Below are 17,532 nucleotides of genomic sequence, written 5' to 3' on the forward strand. Positions count from 1 at the left end.
CCCCGGGCCGCGGCCCTTCCTCGTGTACGGAGCGTGCGGTGGCCGCCGGGGCTCCGCTACGGCGCGACGCGCGAGCGGCGGACCGAGAAGGTCACGAAGCCGGCCCCGAGGCCCAGGCAGAGCGTGCCGCCCAGCAGGTACGGGGTGGTGTCGACGGAGCCGGTCTCGGCGAGTGCGAGCGAGGCGTCGGCGGGCGATCCGGCCGACGCGGCCTGGACGCGGGCGCTCTCCGCGGCGGACGCGCCGGCGGAGCCGTTCGCGTGCCCGGGGGCGGTGGCGTTGGCCGAGGGGACGAACCACAGAGCGGCGAGGAGGGTGGTCGCTCCGAGAGCGGTGAGTGTCGATCGGCGTGCGGACACGGTGCGATCCCCCTTGTGGCAGCAGCGAATTGGCCGTGTCCGGTGATGGTACCTCCGGAGCGGTCCGGGCTTCAGCCCGGTGCGGAAAGCCCTGTGGGGGGAACTCCAGGGAAAGGGGAGGGAAAGCAGGTGGCTTTATATCGGGTCATATCGTGGCGTTCTCGACTCCGTGGAGAAAGGGCCCCGTTCGCGGGGAAGCGGAATCGGAGCGGAAGGGGCGGGTCGCGGGAACCCGGGGATTGCACGGGATTACCCTCCGTCATATGAACCCTTCTGAGACATCACGATACGTACGACTTCGGGTGGATCTGGTACTCGAAGTACCCGATGTCGACGCGCTCACCGGAGCCGCGCTCGCGCACATCAAGGCCGACGAGTTCATGCCGGACGAGGAGCGGGGCCACGCGGAAGCGGCCGTCCGGGAGGACGAATCCGAGGCCCTGGCCTACTTGGTGGACCCCACCGACCTGGTCGCGGAAATCCCCGGAGTGGAGCTCGCGCAGGCTTCCTGGAGCAGCGAGCCCGTGGAATACGACCCCGAGTCCATGGAGTGGGACCTGGACGAGGAAGATGGGGACATCGACGTAGAGGCTGACAACGTCTGACGGTGGGGTTGACCACATCCGAAGGGAATGTGGAAGCGACCCGGGGCGTCAACACGTTGTCAGGACGAGGCAGGGGGGCCACGCCCCCCTGCCCGGGGAACAGGGTTCCGGCAACGATGGAGTGGCGTGTGAGGACGGACAGCAAGCGACGGAGAAGGTCCCTGGTGGCCATATCCGCCGTACTGGGTGGCGTACTGGTGCTCGCGGGATGCGGTGATTCCGGCGACGGCGCGAAGGATGTACCGAAGGCCAACGGGGAGGCGTCTGCCAAGGCCGATGTCGACGCGGCGGCGGCCAAGGACAGCTCGAAGGCGAAGATAACCATCACGCCCAAGGACGGCGCCGCCAACGTCGGTCTGAACGACGCGGCGAACGTGGCCGTCGAGGACGGCACGCTCACCCAGGTCGAGCTGAAGACCAGCGAGGGCACCGCGGTCGCGGGCAAGATCGCCGCCGACGGCAAGAGCTGGAAGCCGGACGCCGCGCTGAAGCGCTCGACCAAGTACGCGCTGTCGGCGACCGCGAAGGACGAGGCGGGCCGCGAGGCGCACGAGAACGCCTCCTTCACCACCGTCTCCCCGGAGAACAGCTTCGTCGGCTCGTTCATCCCGGACGAGGGCAAGACCGTCGGCGTGGGCATGCCGGTCTCGATCACCTTCAACAAGCCGATCAAGGACAAGAAGGCCGTCCAGGCGGCCATCACGGTGACGTCCACGAGCGGCCAGGAAGTCGTGGGGCACTGGTTCAGCGCTCAGCGCCTCGACTTCCGCCCCGAGAAGTACTGGCAGGCGAACTCGACCGTCACGCTGAAGATGGCGCTGGACGGCGTCGCGGGCGGCCCGGGCATCCAGGGCGTCCAGAACAAGACCGCCACCTTCAAGATCGGCCGTAGCCAGGTCTCCACGGTCGACGCGAAGACGAAGAAGATGACGGTCACCCGGGACGGCGCGGTCCTCAAGACCATCCCGATCTCGGCGGGCTCCCCGGAGAACCCGACGTACAACGGCCAGATGGTGATCTCCGAGAAGTTCAAGGAGACCCGGATGAACGGTGCCACCGTCGGCTTCACGGACGACGACGGCAAGGGCGAGTACGACATCAAGGACGTTCCGCACGCGATGCGCCTGTCGAACTCCGGCACCTTCGTGCACGGCAACTACTGGGGATCGGACTCGATCTTCGGCAGCGTCAACACCAGCCACGGCTGCGTCGGCCTGAACGACGCCAAGGGTGCCAACGACCCGAACCAGCCGGCGGCCTGGTTCTACGACAACTCCCTCATCGGAGACGTCGTCACGGTCATCAACTCCCCGGACAAGACCATCAAGCCGGACAACGGCCTGAACGGCTGGAACATGAGCTGGACGGAGTGGAAGGCGGGCTCGGCCGTCTGACGCGCCGACAGGCACGGAACCCCGCGAACGGCGGGGAGCCCCCGGAGTGACTCCCGGAGCGGCTCCCCGCCGTTCGGCCTTTCCGAACCCCATTCCCGTACCCCCCTTCTCATCCGACTCTTACCCGCGGCTTATCCGGCGATCAGAGGTGCTGCCTAGGTTCGGCCGCATGTTCTTCACCTACCTCCGGCGCGAGTTGCGCCGCCGCAGGAAGGCGGCGCTCGTCGTCGCCTCCGGGCTCGCCCTGGGCATCGCCCTCGTCATCGTCGTCACCTCGGTCTCGGCGGGGATGGCGCAGGCGCAGGGCAAGGTCCTCCAGTCGCTCTACGGCCTCGGGACGGACATGACCGTCACCAAGGCGCAGACCCCACCGGGCGAGGGCGGCGCCGCCCGGCCCCGCTTCCGGTTCGACGCGAAGGGCGAGGGCGACACGGGCGCCGAGGCCGAGCAGAGCAGCGACCTCGTGATGCCGCAGGGCTTCGAGACGCTCGACGCCGCGACCGTGGGCCAGGTGTCCGGCCAGGACGGCGTCGCCCGGGCCGTCGGCGGGCTCAGCCTCCAGGTGATGAAGGTCAACGGGCAGTTCAAGCGCGGGGAGTTCAGGCGCGCGGAGGGCACCGCGGGCGGCGGCGCCACCACCTCCAAGCCCGGCGCCACGGGCGGGGCCTCGGGCGGTGGGACGGGCAAGGTCGAGGGCGGCGGCGCCGACTTCGACGTCAACTCCTTCTCCGTCTACGGCACGGACGTCACGCGGCCCGAGCTGGGCCCGCTCACCACGTCCAAGATCACCTCGGGCCGCGGTTTCGGGACCGGCGAGACCGACGCGGCCGTCGCCGTCGTCGACAGCGCCTACGCCATGAAGAACAAGCTCGTCGTCGACTCCGAAATCACCATCAAGAACGCCAAGTTCAAGGTCGTCGGCATCGCCACCGCCGACAGCGGGGACGCGGCCGCCAACGTCTACCTCCCGCTCGAGCAGGCCCAGACCCTCGCCGGGACCCCCGACAAGATCACCACGGTCTACGTCCAGGCCAAGGACTCCCAGGCCATCGGCTCCGTGAAGCAGGCCATCCAGAAGAACGTCCCGGACACCACCGTCACCACCTCCGCCGACCTGGCCGACACGGTCTCCGGTTCGCTCTCCACCGCTGCCTCCCTCGCCTCCACCGTCGGCAAGTGGCTCTCCTACGCGGTCCTCCTGGCGGCCTTCCTCGTCGCCGGGCTGCTGACCTCCTCCGCCGTCTCCCGGCGCGTCCGCGAGTTCGGCACCCTGAAGGCCCTCGGCTGGAAGAGCGGCCGCGTCACCCGCCAGGTCGCCGGAGAGGCCCTGGTCAACGGCCTGATCGGCGGGGCGCTCGGCATCGGTGTCGGCCTCGCCGCCGCGTACGCCATCACCGCGATCAGCCCGAAGCTCACCGCGCAGATCGCCGGCGGCGGCGCCCGGGCCGGCGCGGGCGCCGGCGGCGGGATGATGCGCTCCGCCCGGCAGAGCGCGGGCAAGGCCCTCGACATCGCGCTCACCGCGCCCGTCTCGCTCTCCACCATCGGCCTGGCCGTCGCCCTCGCCGTCGCGGGCGGACTGATCGCGGGCGGCTTCGGCGGCTGGCGCGCCTCCCGGCTGCGGCCGGCGGACGCCCTGCGCCGCGTCGAATAGCCCGTCCGCCCCGCGGGGCAGCCCCGTCCGCCCCGCGGGCCGCCGGGCCCGCGGGTCCGACCGCCCGCGCGCGGGCGACCGTACGTACTTCTGAGCGAGCGAAGGAACGAGATGTACCAACTCACCGGTGTCACCAAGCGCTACCGGCGCGGCAAGGAATCCATCGACGCGCTGGCCGGCGTGGACCTGACCATCGAGGACGGCGGCCGGCTCGTCATCCAGGGGCCCACCGGCGGCGGCAAGTCCACCCTCCTGCAGATGCTCGGCGCCCTCGACCGGCCGACGGCGGGCACGGTCGTCCTCGACGGGCTCGACCTCGCCACCGTCTCCGAGGCCCGCCTCACCCGCGTCCGGGCGGAGAACATCGGCTTCGTCTTCCAGTCCTTCAACCTGATCCCGACGCTCACCGCGCAGGAGAACGTCGAGACCGCCCTGGTCCCGCTCGGCCTCAAGGCGCGCGAGCGCCGCGAGCGGGCCGCCGAGGCACTGGACTCCGTGGGCCTCGGCGAGCGGATGGGCCACCTGCCCGGCGAGATGTCCGGCGGCCAGCAGCAGCGCGTGGCCATCGCCCGGGCCCTGGTGAAGCGGCCGAAGGTGCTGCTCGCCGACGAGCCCACCGGCAACCTCGACGAATCGATGCGCGACGAGGTCATGGACCTGCTGGAAGGGCTGTGGAAGGAGCACGGCCTGACCTTCGTGATGGTCACGCACGACAGCGCGCTCGCCAAGCGGGCACCGCGCGTGGCCACGATCCGCAAGGGCCGGGTGACGATCACCGAAAACGCCTGAGCGCGCCGCCGGGGTCCGGATTAGGGTCCTGAGCATGATGATCACCCCGCTCTCCGTACCCCCGACCGACGCCGAGGTCGACCACTGGTGGGCCGTCCTGGCCTCCGCCCGGACGGCCGACCTGCCGCAGGCACCGCCGCCGTCCCGGACGGAGGTGGCCGGGGCGCTGCGGGTGCCCTCGCCGCGGGGGCGCTCGGTGCACTGGGCCACGGAGGAGGGCATCGCCTCGCTGGTCCTGTTCACCGACGGCCGCAATGACCGGACCGCGTTCCTGGACGAGCTGACCGTACGGCCGGACGCGCGCAGGCGCGGTGCGGGAACGGCCCTGTGGGCGCGGGTCCGGGAGGAACTGCTCGCCGACGGCCGGACCTCGGTCTCGGCCGAGGTGGACCTGGGCGGGCCGGGCCAGGCGTTCGCGGAGTCCGTGGGCTTCGAGAACGTCCTGTCGATGGGCTGGTACGTCCAGGACGTACGGGCGGCGCGGGAGGAGCCCGAGCCGCCCACGCCCGGCTACGAGCTGTTCTGCTGGCCCGGGCTGGTCCCCGACGCCTGGGCGCCGGCGGTGGCCGCCGCCCACGGGTCGATGGAGGACGCGCCCTCCGGGGACCTGGACCAGCAGGTCCAGGTATGGACGGCGGAGCGCCTGCACGCCGCCCACCGCAAGATCCTGGACCGGGGAGGCGCGCTGACCACGGTCGCCGCCGTCACCCCCGACGGCGAGGTGGCCGCCTACACGGAACTGGTCCTCCCCGATCCGGCGGGCCCGCGCGCGCTGCAGTACGACACCGTGGTGGTCCCCGCGCACCGGGGCCACGGCCTCGGCCGCGCGGTCAAGCTCCGCATGCTCGCGGAGGCGGCGGTCCGCCACCCGGACCTGCGCACCGTCGCCACCTCGGTGGCCGACGACAACGCCCCGATGCTCGCGGTCAACGCCGCGCTCGGCTACCGCCTCGAACGCACGGCCGGGTACTTCCAGCTGCGGATCGAGGACTGACCCGGGGGCCGGTCCGGGCTCCGGACCGGCCGCTCACTGACCGGAGGCCGGTGCGCCCTGCGGCGCCGCGGCCGGAGCCGCAGGCGCCGACCAGGAGGAGAGCATGCGCAGGGCGTCGGCGGAGGGGGAGCCCGGAGGCGCGTGATAGGTGACGAGGAACTGCGCCGGATCGTCCGGCAGGGCCAGGGTCTCGAAGGAGAGCAGGAGCTCGCCGACCAGGGGATGGCGCAGTCGCTTCAGGCCGTGGGTCTTGTTGTCCGCCACCGTGTGGGCCGCCCACAGCCGGCGGAACTCCTCGTTCTTCACCGACAGCTCGCCCACCAGGGCCGACAGGCGTTCGTCCTCGGGGTACTGGCCGGCGTACAGGCGCAGATTGCTCACCACCTCGCAGGCCCGGCACTCCCAGTCCGCGTACAGCTCGGCCGTCGCCGGGTCCAGGAACACCATCCGCACGAGGTTGCGCTCCTGCGCCGGCAGGGCACCGAAGTCCCCGAAGACCGCGGCCGCCAGCGGGTTCCACCCGATGACGTCCTGGCGCCGCCCGACCAGGTACGCGGGTACCCCGTCCATGGCGTCCAGCAGCGTCCGCAGCTCCGGCCGGACCTGCTGCGGGCGGGTCGTCTGGCGGCGCCTGCGCGGCTTCGGGGCGGCCAGCCGGCTCAGGTGCGCGTGCTCCGTACCGTCCAGGCGCAGGGCCCGCGCGATGGCGTCGAGGATCTCCGCCGACACGTTCTGGCCGTGGCCCTGCTCCAGGCGCGTGTAGTACGCCACGGAGACCCCGGCCAGCTGCGCCAGCTCCTCGCGGCGCAGCCCCGGGACCCGCCGGTGGCGTCCGTAATCGGGCAGGCCCACGTCCTCCGGGCGCAGCCGGGCACGCCGGGACCGCAGGAATTCGCCGAGCTCGGTTCGCTGGTCAAGCTGATCCATCACCCCAGTATCGCCGGACGGACGTGCGACCGGGCGGCTGTGCCTGACCCCGCCAGGGGTAGGTTCGCCAGTCCTAGGCAGGACAGGGGGATGGGTGTCCGCCGAGCGGGTGGGCAAGCTGGTGGCCGAGCCGCGGTCCCCCGCGGCGCAGTCTCCACCAGCAGTCTTCGCCAGCAGTCCCACGAGGAGTCCCACCGTGTCCGTCACCCAGGTCGCCGCCTACGCCGCCCCCGCCCCCAAGGCGCCGCTGGAGCGCACCACCGTGCCGCGCCGCCCGGTCGGCCCGCACGACGTCCTCATCGACATCAAGTTCGCCGGCATCTGCCACTCCGACATCCACCAGGTCACCGACGGCTGGGGCGAGGGCATCTACCCGATGGTCCCGGGCCACGAGATCGCCGGTGTGGTCGCCGAAGTCGGTTCGGACGTCACCAAGTTCGCGGTCGGCGACCACGTGGGCGTCGGCTGCTTCGTCGACTCCTGCCGCGAGTGCGAGCAGTGCCTCGCCGGCCAGGAGCAGTTCTGCGCCAAGGGCATGACCGGCACCTACAACGCCCTCGACAAGAACGGCGAGCCCACGTACGGCGGCTACTCCACGCACGTGGTCGTCGACGAGAACTACACCGTCCGCATCCCCGACGGCCTCGCCCTCGACGTGGCCGCCCCGCTGCTGTGCGCCGGCATCACCCTCTACTCCCCGCTCAAGCACTGGAACGCCGGCCCCGGCAAGCAGGTCGCGATCGTCGGCCTCGGCGGACTCGGCCACATGGGCGTCAAGATCGCCCACGCGCTCGGCGCCGAGGTCACCGTGCTCTCGCAGACCCTGCGCAAGAAGGAGGACGGGCTGAAGCTGGGCGCCGACCACTTCTACGCCACGAACGACGAGGCCACCTTCGACGAGCTGGCCGGCCGCTTCGACCTGATCGTGTCCACCGTCTCCGCCCCCCTCGGCTTCGACGCCTACCTGGGGCTGCTGAAGGTGGACGGCGCGCTGGTCAACGTCGGCGCCCCCGAGGAGCCCGTCTCGCTGAACCTGTTCTCCGTCATCGGCGGCCGCAAGACCCTGGCCGGCTCGATGATCGGCGGGATCGCCGAGACGCAGGAGATGCTCGACTTCTGCGCGGAGCACGGGCTCGGCTCGGACATCGAGGTGATCCGGGCCGAGGAGGTCAACGAGGCCTACGAGCGCGTCCAGGCGGGCGACGTCCGCTACCGCTTCGTCATCGACACCTCGACGATCTGATCGCACGGGGCCGGGCGGGTGGATCCGGTAATCGGTGTCACATGTTCTTCACGCCGCGTGCATGGCCTTGGCCGCGCGGGCTTGCGGATGATCTACGCACCGACCGACCACCCGCACCAGTCCAGGAGTTCGCGATGTCCAGCCGCCGTCACTTCCTCGCCGGATCGGCGGCGGCCGCCGCCGGCCTCGCGGCCCTCCCGCAGCTGGCGCAGCCCTCGCGGGCGGCCGCCGCCGAGCCGGCCGGCGGGCCCCCGAACATCGTGGTGGTCCTGGCCGACGACCTCGGATACGGGGACCTGGGCGCGTACGGCCAGAAGCTCATCACCACCCCGCGCATCGACCGGCTCGCCGCCGAGGGCCTGCGCTTCACCGACGCCTACTCCGCCGCCGCCGTCTGCGCGCCCTCCCGGGCCGCGCTGCTCACCGGCCTGCACACCGGCCACGCCGCCGTCCGCGCCAACCCCTCCAGCGGCGGCCAGGGCAGCCTCGGCGCCGGCGACACCACCTTCGCCGAGGTGCTCCGGGCACGCGGCTACCGTACGGGCCTGTTCGGCAAGTGGGGCTTCGGACCGGAGACCGGGGACCAGCCGAGCCACCCGGGCGCGCGAGGCTTCGAGGAGTTCTACGGCTACATCGACCACAGCCACGCCCACGAGTACTACCCGTCCTACCTGTGGCACAACAATGCCAAGGAGACCGTCCCGGCGGGCACCTTCGCCCCCGACGCGATCGCCGCGCGCGCCCTCGACTTCATCGACGCCCGCGCCGCCGGCACCGACCCCTTCCTGCTCTTCCTGGCCCCGAACCTCCCGCACGCCCCCAGCGACATCCCCGACGTCGGCGCCTACGCCTCCCAGTCCTGGACGCAGGCGAACAAGGCGCACGCGGCGCAGATCAGCCTCCTCGACGCACAGGTCGGCGCGATCGTGGACCGGCTGACGGCGCGGGGGCTCGCGCAGAACACCGTGGTCCTGGTCGCCTCCGACAACGGCCCGCACGAGGAGGGCGGCGTGAACCCCGACCTCTTCGACGCCAACGGCCCGCTGCGCGGCTACAAACGAAACCTCTACGAGGGCGGCGTCCGCGTCCCGCTGATCGCCTGGTCCCCGGGCCGCATCGCACCCGGCACCACCAGCGCCCGCCCCACCCCGCTGTACGACCTGCTGCCCACCCTCGCGGACCTGGCGGGCGGCGCCCCCGCCCCCTCCGACATCGACGGCCTCTCGGCGGCCCCCGTCCTGAACGGCACCCCCGCCCTCGCCCCGGTCCACGGCCACCTCTACTGGTACCGCGACGAGCAGGGCGTCACCAGCCGGGCCAACACCCAGGACGGCGGCCGGGCGAAGCAGGTCGCGGAGGCCATCCGCAAGGACCAGTGGAAGGCCGTACGGTTCGCTCCCGCGCGGGACCGGACGGTGGCGGACTCGAAGTGGGACTTCGAGCTCTACAACCTGGCGGTGGACCTCGGCGAGCAGAACAACGTGGCGGCGAAGAACCCGTCGGTGGTCACGTCGTTGACGGCCCTCCTCCGTTCCTCCTGGGCGGACACGTACGTACGCCGCCCGTGGGGCCTGAAGGCGGTGGTGGACGCGGTGGCCTCGACGCTCACCACGACCGTCTCGAACGGCACGACCCGCCCCTGGCCGGACGTCCGCGTCACCCTTCCGCTCCCGTCGGGCTGGACGGCCACCGCGACGACCGCGACGACCACCTCCTCCCTCGCCGCGGGCGAGTCCCTGACCACGACGTGGCAGCTGACCCCGCCCTCGACGGTGCCCGCACCCGTGCTCCTCGTTCCGCAGGCCACCACCTCGTCCTCCCTCGGCTTCACGGCGCCCACCCGCTACACCCCCCTGCCGGCCCCGCCCGCGCAGGACAGCTACCTCAGCGACCTCACGTGGGTCTCGGCCGCCAACGGCTGGGGCCCGGTCGAGATCGACCGCTCGAACGGCAAGCAGGCGGCGGGCGACGGCACCCCGATCGCCTTCGGCGGAGTCACCTACGCCAAGGGCCTGGGGGTGCACGCCCCGTCGGAGATCGTCTACCACCTGGGCGGACGCGGGAACCGGTTCACCGCCCTGGTCGGCATCGACGACTTCTCGACGAAGCAGTCCTCGGCCGGAGCCACCCGCGCGACCGTCCGCGCCGACGGCCGCACCCTGTTCACGACCGGTGTCCTGACGGGCGCCTCGGGCCCGACCGCACTCGACATCGACGTCCGCGGCGTCCGCCTCCTCCACCTGGTGGTCGAGGACGCCAACGCGAACTCCGCCTTCGACCACACCTCGTGGGCCCTGGCCCGGGTGACGGTGGTCTGAGGGGCTTGCTGGTGGGCGGGGGCTTTCGCCCCCGCCTACCAGCTCTCGATGCCGTTGACGGTCGCGGCGATGACGTCGCAGAGGCGCGTGACGCCCGTGACGTCACACTTGACGTCCGTGACCGTGACGAACACCTGGTACATCCCCTGTCGCCCGTTGCGCCGTTGAACGGACTGTCCGAACTTTGCCGAGAGCGTCTTGTCGAGCCGGGCGTTTATCGTGTCGCGCGCGGATTTCCCGGACTTCAATGCCGTGATGGGGATGTTCTGGTTCGCGGAGCATTCGATCTCCACCACGACGGTCGCGGCAGCGGTGAGCGACTTGAACCGGGCGACGATCTCCACCTGGCCGGAGTGGCTGATCATGCGGACCTGTCCGTCGCCGGCCTCGTACCGTCCCAATCCCACGTAGAGCTGACCGACGCGGCGGCAGAGGTCCTCCTCCGACACCTCGTCGGATCCGCTGGCCAGTTGGATGATCGCCTCCGCCGACCGCAGGGGCGCGACGAAGTCGGTGACCGTCTGCGGGCGGTCGTCGGGGGACTTCGCCGTCGCCTGCTTGTACAACTCCAGCAGCTGTTCGGAGGCGCGGTCGTCCACCCAGCTGGCGAGTTCGTGCGAGAGGATCTCGTGGTTCTTCGCGAAGTTCTCCGGGTTCGGGTCCCGGCCGGTGATCAGGAAGAACATCAGCTGGCCGAGGCTGAACACGTCGACGGTCTCGCTCCGGGCCGTCCTGGCGTTGGGTTCGTACAGCTGCTCCGGCGCCGCGTAGTTGATGACGCCGCCGACGCCGAGGTTCGCCGTCATCGTGCGGTTCGTCTCGTGGTACGCCAGGTCGAAGTCGGTCAGGTACGGGTCCAAATTCCCGTCGGCGGCATAGGAGATGATGATGTTCTCGGGCTTGATGTCCCGGTGGCGGACCCGCTGGGAGTGAGCGTGCTGGACCGTCTCGCAGACGTCGATCATCAGACGTACGGTGGCCTCGGCGTTGCCGTTCCGCTCGATGTAGAAGTTGCGCAGGTTGTCGCCCTGGATGGAGTCCATCAGGAATCCGAAGGGCGCCGCCGTCATCTCGTGCACGCGGACGATCCGGGGGTGCTCCAGTTTGCGCATGTTGCGGTAACCGTTGCTGAAGCGCTGCACCTTGACGGGGTCGTCGAGCTCGTTGCCGTGGAAGATCTTCAGGGCGCGCAGCTCGCCCTCGGCGTTCTCCACCTCCCACACGTGGCCGTAGCCGCCGTGCCCGATGTGCCGGACGATCCTTCCGAAGCGGGTCTCCTCGCCCACGCTGACCTCTGAGAGGTGCTTGCGGAACTCGCGGATGCGGCGCGTGAGATCGTCCCACTCGGGGTTCCGGCGCACGTCGGGCAGATCCTGCTCGGTCTCCTCGAACCATGCCACGACGCCTTCGAGTTCCGTGGCGCAGTTCTTCGCTCCCCCGGACATCCTTATGCCTCGGTCGCTGAGTTCCCTGAGCTGCAAGTAGTAGTACTGGTCGACCAGGTTCTGCGCCTTGGAGATGATCCGGTTCAGCTCGTTCTTCTCGATCGGGCGCCCTTGGCGCGGCTCGAAGCCGCTGCCGATCACGACGGTGCCGGCGACATCGCCCTTGAAGACGGGGGTCTGGACCTCCTTGGGCAGGGCGCTGGCGACGTACTCGTAGATGCTCATCAGGGTGACGTCGCCGTCCCAGTTCACCGCGGCGCCGAGCAGCGCGTCCGTCAGGATGTCGGTGAACACGCCGCGGCCGTTCAACTCCACCGCGACCTCTTCGGGGCGGCAGGCGGCGAGCACGCAGCGGCTCTCGTTCACCGCCTGCACCTCGCGTTCCACGTCGGAGGGCCTGAGCGGGCGGCTGTTGGTCCAGGTGAAAGCGGAGCCGGAGTGGCAGCAGTCCAGAACGGACACCACGTGATCGAAGACGAGGCTCGCGGACTCCATGAGCTGGGCGAGCTGGGCCAGGGAGATCCCCGGGTCGAAGTTCTCCGCATCATGGGTGACCAAGTGCCCGGCCTGGCCGAGGACTTGGCCGTGCCCCGCGAAGTAGAAGAGGAGGATGCTCCCCTCTCCGTTGTGTTCCTCGGCGTAGGCGATGCGGGACAGTTCCTTGAGGATGTTGGGCCGGGTCGCCCGGCCGTTCAGCAAGGTCAGGCTGTCGAAGTCGTATTGCTCCAGGGAGAGACACGAGGCGACGTCGTTCGCGTCGTTGACGCAGCCGCTTAACGGCGCGTCGGGATACGTGTCGATGCCAATGACGATGGCCTTGTTCACTTCGCCCACCCGTCGGATCCGGCACGGGGAGGCCGCCGTGCCTGCCAGCTGAGTCACGACCCTAAACCCTGGGATGGTGAGGCACCAGGTACTTCGCGCACCCGGCCCGGGCCGAGCAGGACCCGGGGCCCGGGGGAGGGCAGAGCCCTGCTCGGCGGGGGCGCACACCCCCGCGGGACGGCGTCAGCCGTCGGCGCGGGCCACGCCGATCGGGCAGGAGACGCCCGTGCCGCCGATGCCGCAGTAGCCGCCGGGGTTCTTGTCCAAGTACTGCTGGTGGTATGCCTCGGCATTCCAGAAGGGGCGCTCCGCCGCCGGGAGGATCGCCGTGGTGATCTGGCCGTAGCCCGAGCCCGTCAGGACGCGCTGGTAGGCGTCGCGGGAGGCTTCGGCCGTGGCCTGGTCGGCGGGGGAGTGGGTGTAGACCGCCGAGCGGTACTGGGTGCCGACGTCGTTGCCCTGGCGGAAGCCCTGGGTGGGGTCGTGGGACTCCCAGAACAGCTTCAGGAGGGCCTCGTAGGAGACCTGGGACGGGTCGTAGACCACGCGGACGACCTCCGTGTGGCCGGTCCCGCCCGAGCAGACCTCCTCGTAGGTCGGGTTCTCGGTGAAGCCGCCCTGGTAGCCGGCCAGGGTGGTCCACACCCCCGGGGTCTGCCAGAACTTGCGCTCGGCGCCCCAGAAACAGCCGAGGCCGAAGTCCGCGACCCGCAGGTGGGCGGGGTACGGGCCCGCGAGGGGGTTGCCGAGCACCGTGTGGACGGCGGGCAGGGCGAAGAGCGGCTCCGCGCGGCCGGTCAGGGCTTCCTCGCGGGTGGGGAGCTCGGGCGTGCGGCGGTACGAGAACATGGATTCCCTCCTTGTGGTGTAGCGGTAACGGCGAACGGCGGGCCGGGATTCCCCCGACCCGCCGTTCCCCCACCCGGGCTCAGAATCCCGGCGTGCACTCCCGGACCACCCAGTCGCGCGCGTGCACGTACCGGGCCTTCCCGTAGTAGCGCCACGGCATCGCGCCGATGTACCCGTCGATGACCTTGAACTGCTCCAGCGCCTCCGCGTCCCGGTCCTGCCAGAACAGCAGCCACGCCAGCAGGTGCCGCAGCCGCAGGGTCCGCCAGTCCTCCGGGTCGGCCGCCGCCAGGTCGGCGAGGGCCGCGTCCACCGCCGCGACGGCGGCCGGCTCCTTGAAGAAGACCTCCTTCTTGAGGTCGTCCTCGTGCAGTTCGTGCTCGACGAGCGCGATCAGGGCGGGGAGCGTGAGGAGCTCACCGGGGGCCGCCGAGGCCGCCGCTTCCAGGGCCACGGTCATGGCCAGCTCGTGCGAGCCGCGCCACTTGCGCGCCCAGTACTGCTGCGCGTTGGCGTGGGCGCTCAGGTTCTTCGGGTCGCGGGCGGTGATCTGCGCCCACAGCTTGCGGTACTCGTCGTTCGGGTAGCCGAGGCCCTGCGCGACGGCCTGTTCCACCATGTACGGAACCGGGTCGGCCGGGTCGGCGAGCCGCTGGGCCTCGTGGACCGCCTCCTGCGCCACGAGCAGCAGCTCGTGGAAGAGGCGGAACTGCTCCTGCGTCGTGCGGCTGCCCGCCTGGCCGCCGCGTACCTTCCAGGCCACCAGCACGGCGGTGTCGGCGTCGACCAGCGCCGCGGTCGGGTCGGACGGCCGCGCCGCCCGCCAGGCCAGCAGCCAGGCGTCGTCCTCCGCGGCCAGGTCGGACAGCGGGCGCAGCCGCTGCCAGCGCTCCTCCCAGTCCGTACCGGCCCCGTCGATCCAGGCCTTGCCCGCCGCCCAGTCGCCGGAGCGGACCGCGGCGAGCGCCGCCGTCTCCTCGGGCCGTACGGGCCGGGTGTTCTCGGTGTCGAGGTCGGCCTCGGCGACGTAGCCGAGGGCGACGACCGCCGCGGCTTCCCGGGCCTTCTTCTCCGCCTTCTCGGCGGCCGTACGGGCCTTCGTGTCCTCGGAGGCCGCCTGGTGGGCGGCGATCCTGCCCTGGAGGGTCTTGGTGCGGGCGGTGATGAACCGGTAGCCGGCCCCGCCGAACAGGATGAGGCCGAAGATGATCAGACCGAGCATCGGAGGAGCACCAGCTTTCGCAGCGGTTCGGTGTCGGGGTGGTCCGCGACGGCGGAGGTCAGGGCGGTCTCCAGCTCTTCCTCGAAGCCGTCGGCCGGGTAGCGCAGGGTGGCCGCGTCCTCCCAGGACAGCTGCCAGCGGGCGGCGCCGCACTCGGCGAGCTCGGTGTCGGCCAGCCGGCTCAGCGCGCGGCGCAGCGCCGGGCGGGCGAACTCGCGGGCCGCGCGGCCCGTGGCGGCTGCGGCCTCCTCGGACCTCGGGAGGCGGTCGGTGATCCGCCAGCGCACGGCCGGGTCGGCGTCGATCGCGTCCAGCAGCGAGGCGAGACCGGAGCCGGCGCCCTCGGCGGCGGCGGCTTCGAGGAACTCCCGCGAGCCCTGGCCGACGTAGCGGGTCATGCTCTCGTGGACCAGGTCGGGCCACTCCAGCCGGCGCATCGCGAAGGCCTCGGGGGTCAGGACGGCCCGCTCCAGCTCGACCATCGAGGTCTCGGCGTGGGCGAGCAGCTCCAGCGAGGGCCGGGAGGCCTGGGCGGCGCGGCCGTCGTCGGGCAGTGCCTCGATGCGGGCCACGCGGTCGGCGAGCGCGGGGTGGGATTCGTACGGGTCGGCCGGCTCCTGCGGCAGTTGCGCGCGCATCTCGTCCAGCTCTTCGGCGCGGGCGTCGAGGAGGTGGCGCAGGCCGCCGAAGACCTGCCCGTGGGGCGGCAGCAGTTCGGCGCCGACGCCGAGGGTGGCGTAGGAGTCCATGTAGAACTCGTGCGCCGGGCCGATGGCGTTGAGCTCGCGCAGCGCGGAGGCGGCGGAGTCGCGGCCCGCGACGCGAACGGCGGCCAGGTCGGCGGCGAGCTCCTGGCGGCGGGAGTCCACGAGCGTCGCGCGCTGGTAGAAGTCCCCGTAGCCGGTGTAGATCTTTGCCATCGCGCGGTACATGGCGCCGTTGCCGGTGGTGTCGATCTCCTTGGCCTTCTTGCCGGCCGCGATCCGCTTCGCGGCCTTCTTCTCCTGCTTCGCCCGCTCCTTGGCGATCTTGGCGTCGGAGCGGTCGTTGAAGGTGTCGACGGTGCGCAGCAGCTGGACGCGGCCGCGCCGGATCAGCGGGGTGAGGCGGGTGTCGAGGTTGGCGTAGTGGCCCATCTCGTGGGCGAGCACGGCGCGCAGCCGCATCTCGTCCATGCCCGTCATCAGCGGCAGACCGATGTACAGGCGGCGGGTCCCCGGGAGCAGACCGAGCAGTTTGGCGTCCTCGGTGACGGCGGCGTTGACGTCCGCAATCAGCACGATCTCGTCGGGCGCCCGGGTTCCGACCTGTGCGGCGACGTCCCGCACGGCCTGCCACAGGGCGGGTTCCTGCCGCTCGGTGACGGGGACGCCGGGGAGCGGGTCCGGTGCCGGGAGGCGGAGCATGAACATGCCGCGCACGATCGGGACGGCGAGCACGCCGGCGGCGAGGAACAGCTTGAACAGGCCCGGGCCGTGCAGTCCGGCCGACTCGGCGCCGAGGACGACGCCGGCGAGGACGGCGAGCAGGACGACGCCGAGCAAATAGAAGCCGGCGAGCAGGACGAGGGCGCGCAAGGCGCGCAGTGAAGCGCCCATATGGACAGATCCCCCCACGGGACGAAGCGGTGCGGTGTTGCTTACGCGAACCTTATGGCCGGGGTTCGGTACCGCGGGGGGCGGGGTCGTCCGTCAGTGCGGCAGCGTCGCCGGGGAGCCGCCGTTCGCTTCGTAGCCGGCCACCGCCAGGGCGCGGTAGACCGCGTACGAGGCCGCCGGGTCCTCGTTGGTGGTCCAGGGGAGGGCGCCCACGTAGCCGTCGACGTGCCGGACCTGGTCCATCGCCTCCGCCCAGCGTTCGCCGCCGACCAGGAAGAGGAGGAGCAGGTGGCGTACGTGCGCCAGCATCGGGTCGTCGGCGCGGGCGCTGTGGACGGCGTACAGCGCGCCCTCCACCGCCCGGGTCACGGCCGCGCTCTGGTGGAAGCTGTTGACCAGGATGACGTCGGGCACGTGCTCGTACAGCGCGAACAGGGGGAGCGCCGCCAGCAGCGAGCCCTGCGGGGCGCGGGCCGCCGCGAAGTGGGAGAAGGCGTCGGCCTTCTCCCGGGAGCCGTGCCACTTCTCGCACCAGTAGTTCAGCGCGGCCAGGTGCGCGCCCATGTGCTGCGGCGCCCGCTCGATGATCTCCGCCCACAGGGCGTCGTACTCGGCCTCGGAGTAGTGCAGCACGCGGGCGACGGACAGCTCGACGATGTACGGGACCGGGTCGCCGGGGGCCAGCAGTGCGGCCGTGCGGCAGGACTCCCGGGCCTCCTCCGCGATGATCCGCAGGTCGGTGTCGCTCATGCCCGCCGGGCGCCGCCACATCTGCTGCGCCAGCAGTTCGGCGTGCACCTGCGCGCCGCCCGCGTCCTTCGGGGCCTCCAGCCGCCACGCCTTCAGCCAGCGCGCGCCCGTTCCGGGCTCCCGGGAGAGCTCCAGCGCCGCCGAGCCGGCGAAGGCCTGGACGCGCTGCCAGCGCACCTCGCCCTCCTTCGGGGTGCCCGCCAGCAGCTGGGAGGCGGCCTGCCACTGCCCGGTCCGCTGCACGTTGGCCAGGGCGTCCATCAGGTCCGGGTCGGGGCCGGGGATCCGTACGTCGAGGTCCTCCTGGCGGGCGAATCCGTAGTCCGAGGGGTCGGCGGCGTCCGGGCTGCCGGGCGCGACCAGGCGCAGGCCGCCGCGCTTGCGCCGTACGAACGGTCCGACGACGGCCATGAGCATGGCCATCGCGAGCAGGAACCACAGAATCTCCATGACCCCAGCGAACCAGACGCACCCGCGCGAATGCCAATAGGGGCCGGGGGAGGCGAGCGAGGGAGAGTGGGGAAACGCACCCCACCTCCCCGTGACCGCTTAGCATCGGG

General features: G+C 71.5%; 14 protein-coding genes. 7 read left to right on the plus strand and 7 right to left on the minus strand.

The window, feature by feature from the left end; genetic code table 11:
* Window positions 1-56 precede the first annotated feature (56 nt).
* Entirely contained in the window at window positions 57-359 is a 303-nt protein-coding gene (locus ACWGDE_RS06205) for a hypothetical protein (protein ID WP_453387792.1), read from the minus strand.
* Between the two features lie 302 nt (window positions 360-661).
* Between ACWGDE_RS06205 and ACWGDE_RS06210 the strand changes: the two genes are divergently transcribed.
* The 5 genes from ACWGDE_RS06210 to ACWGDE_RS06230 all read left to right on the plus strand — a co-directional run bounded on the left by ACWGDE_RS06210 (window position 662) and on the right by ACWGDE_RS06230 (window position 5,795).
* Window positions 662-964, plus strand: a complete 303-nt coding sequence (locus ACWGDE_RS06210) for a hypothetical protein (RefSeq protein ID WP_453387793.1) — start codon at window positions 662-664, stop codon at window positions 962-964.
* Between the two features lie 116 nt (window positions 965-1,080).
* Entirely contained in the window at window positions 1,081-2,358 is a 1,278-nt protein-coding gene (locus tag ACWGDE_RS06215; RefSeq protein ID WP_453387794.1) for a L,D-transpeptidase, read from the plus strand.
* A gap of 169 nt (window positions 2,359-2,527) precedes the next feature.
* Window positions 2,528-4,012 carry an ABC transporter permease gene (locus ACWGDE_RS06220; protein ID WP_453387795.1) on the plus strand — a complete coding sequence of 495 codons (1,485 nt, stop codon included), beginning with the start codon at window positions 2,528-2,530 and terminating at the stop codon, window positions 4,010-4,012.
* 111 nt (window positions 4,013-4,123) lie between these two features.
* Window positions 4,124-4,801, plus strand: coding sequence for an ABC transporter ATP-binding protein (locus tag ACWGDE_RS06225; protein WP_453387796.1), 678 nt, complete (start codon window positions 4,124-4,126; stop codon window positions 4,799-4,801).
* A gap of 34 nt (window positions 4,802-4,835) precedes the next feature.
* The gene (locus ACWGDE_RS06230; protein WP_453387797.1) at window positions 4,836-5,795 is read left to right on the plus strand and encodes a GNAT family N-acetyltransferase; all 960 of its coding nucleotides are present in this window, start codon (window positions 4,836-4,838) and stop codon (window positions 5,793-5,795) included.
* A gap of 33 nt (window positions 5,796-5,828) precedes the next feature.
* Here ACWGDE_RS06230 and ACWGDE_RS06235 read toward each other — a convergent pair whose 3' ends face one another.
* Entirely contained in the window at window positions 5,829-6,722 is an 894-nt protein-coding gene (locus ACWGDE_RS06235) for a helix-turn-helix transcriptional regulator (RefSeq protein ID WP_453387798.1), read from the minus strand.
* Between the two features lie 196 nt (window positions 6,723-6,918).
* Here ACWGDE_RS06235 and ACWGDE_RS06240 point away from each other — a divergent pair, with 196 nt between their 5' ends.
* Together ACWGDE_RS06240 and ACWGDE_RS06245 are read left to right on the plus strand one after the other, a co-directional pair.
* A complete protein-coding gene (locus tag ACWGDE_RS06240; RefSeq protein WP_453387799.1) occupies window positions 6,919-7,965 on the plus strand; it encodes an NAD(P)-dependent alcohol dehydrogenase in 1,047 nt (348 codons plus the stop codon).
* Between the two features lie 134 nt (window positions 7,966-8,099).
* The gene (locus ACWGDE_RS06245; RefSeq protein WP_453387800.1) at window positions 8,100-10,283 is read left to right on the plus strand and encodes a sulfatase-like hydrolase/transferase; all 2,184 of its coding nucleotides are present in this window, start codon (window positions 8,100-8,102) and stop codon (window positions 10,281-10,283) included.
* Between the two features lie 35 nt (window positions 10,284-10,318).
* Here ACWGDE_RS06245 and ACWGDE_RS06250 read toward each other — a convergent pair whose 3' ends face one another.
* The 5 genes from ACWGDE_RS06250 to ACWGDE_RS06270 all read right to left on the minus strand — a co-directional run bounded on the left by ACWGDE_RS06250 (window position 10,319) and on the right by ACWGDE_RS06270 (window position 17,422).
* Window positions 10,319-12,610, minus strand: a complete 2,292-nt coding sequence (locus ACWGDE_RS06250) for a protein kinase domain-containing protein (protein WP_453387801.1) — start codon at window positions 12,608-12,610, stop codon at window positions 10,319-10,321.
* A gap of 126 nt (window positions 12,611-12,736) precedes the next feature.
* Window positions 12,737-13,402: a peptide-methionine (S)-S-oxide reductase MsrA gene (gene msrA / locus ACWGDE_RS06255; protein ID WP_453387802.1), complete on the minus strand. Its 666-nt coding sequence runs from the start codon at window positions 13,400-13,402 to the stop codon at window positions 12,737-12,739.
* A 79-nt stretch (window positions 13,403-13,481) separates the two neighbouring features.
* Window positions 13,482-14,624, minus strand: a complete 1,143-nt coding sequence (locus ACWGDE_RS06260; RefSeq protein WP_453387803.1) for a hypothetical protein — start codon at window positions 14,622-14,624, stop codon at window positions 13,482-13,484.
* Window positions 14,612-16,222 (minus strand): M48 family metalloprotease, encoded by a 1,611-nt coding sequence (locus ACWGDE_RS06265; RefSeq protein ID WP_453387804.1) that lies wholly within the window; start codon window positions 16,220-16,222, stop codon window positions 14,612-14,614. The genes ACWGDE_RS06260 and ACWGDE_RS06265 overlap by 13 nt, the downstream gene beginning before the upstream one ends.
* Window positions 16,223-16,315: 93 nt before the next feature.
* Entirely contained in the window at window positions 16,316-17,422 is a 1,107-nt protein-coding gene (locus ACWGDE_RS06270; protein ID WP_453387805.1) for a hypothetical protein, read from the minus strand.
* Window positions 17,423-17,532 lie beyond the last annotated feature (110 nt).

The sequence above is a fragment of the Streptomyces sp. NPDC054956 genome (assembly GCF_053609185.1).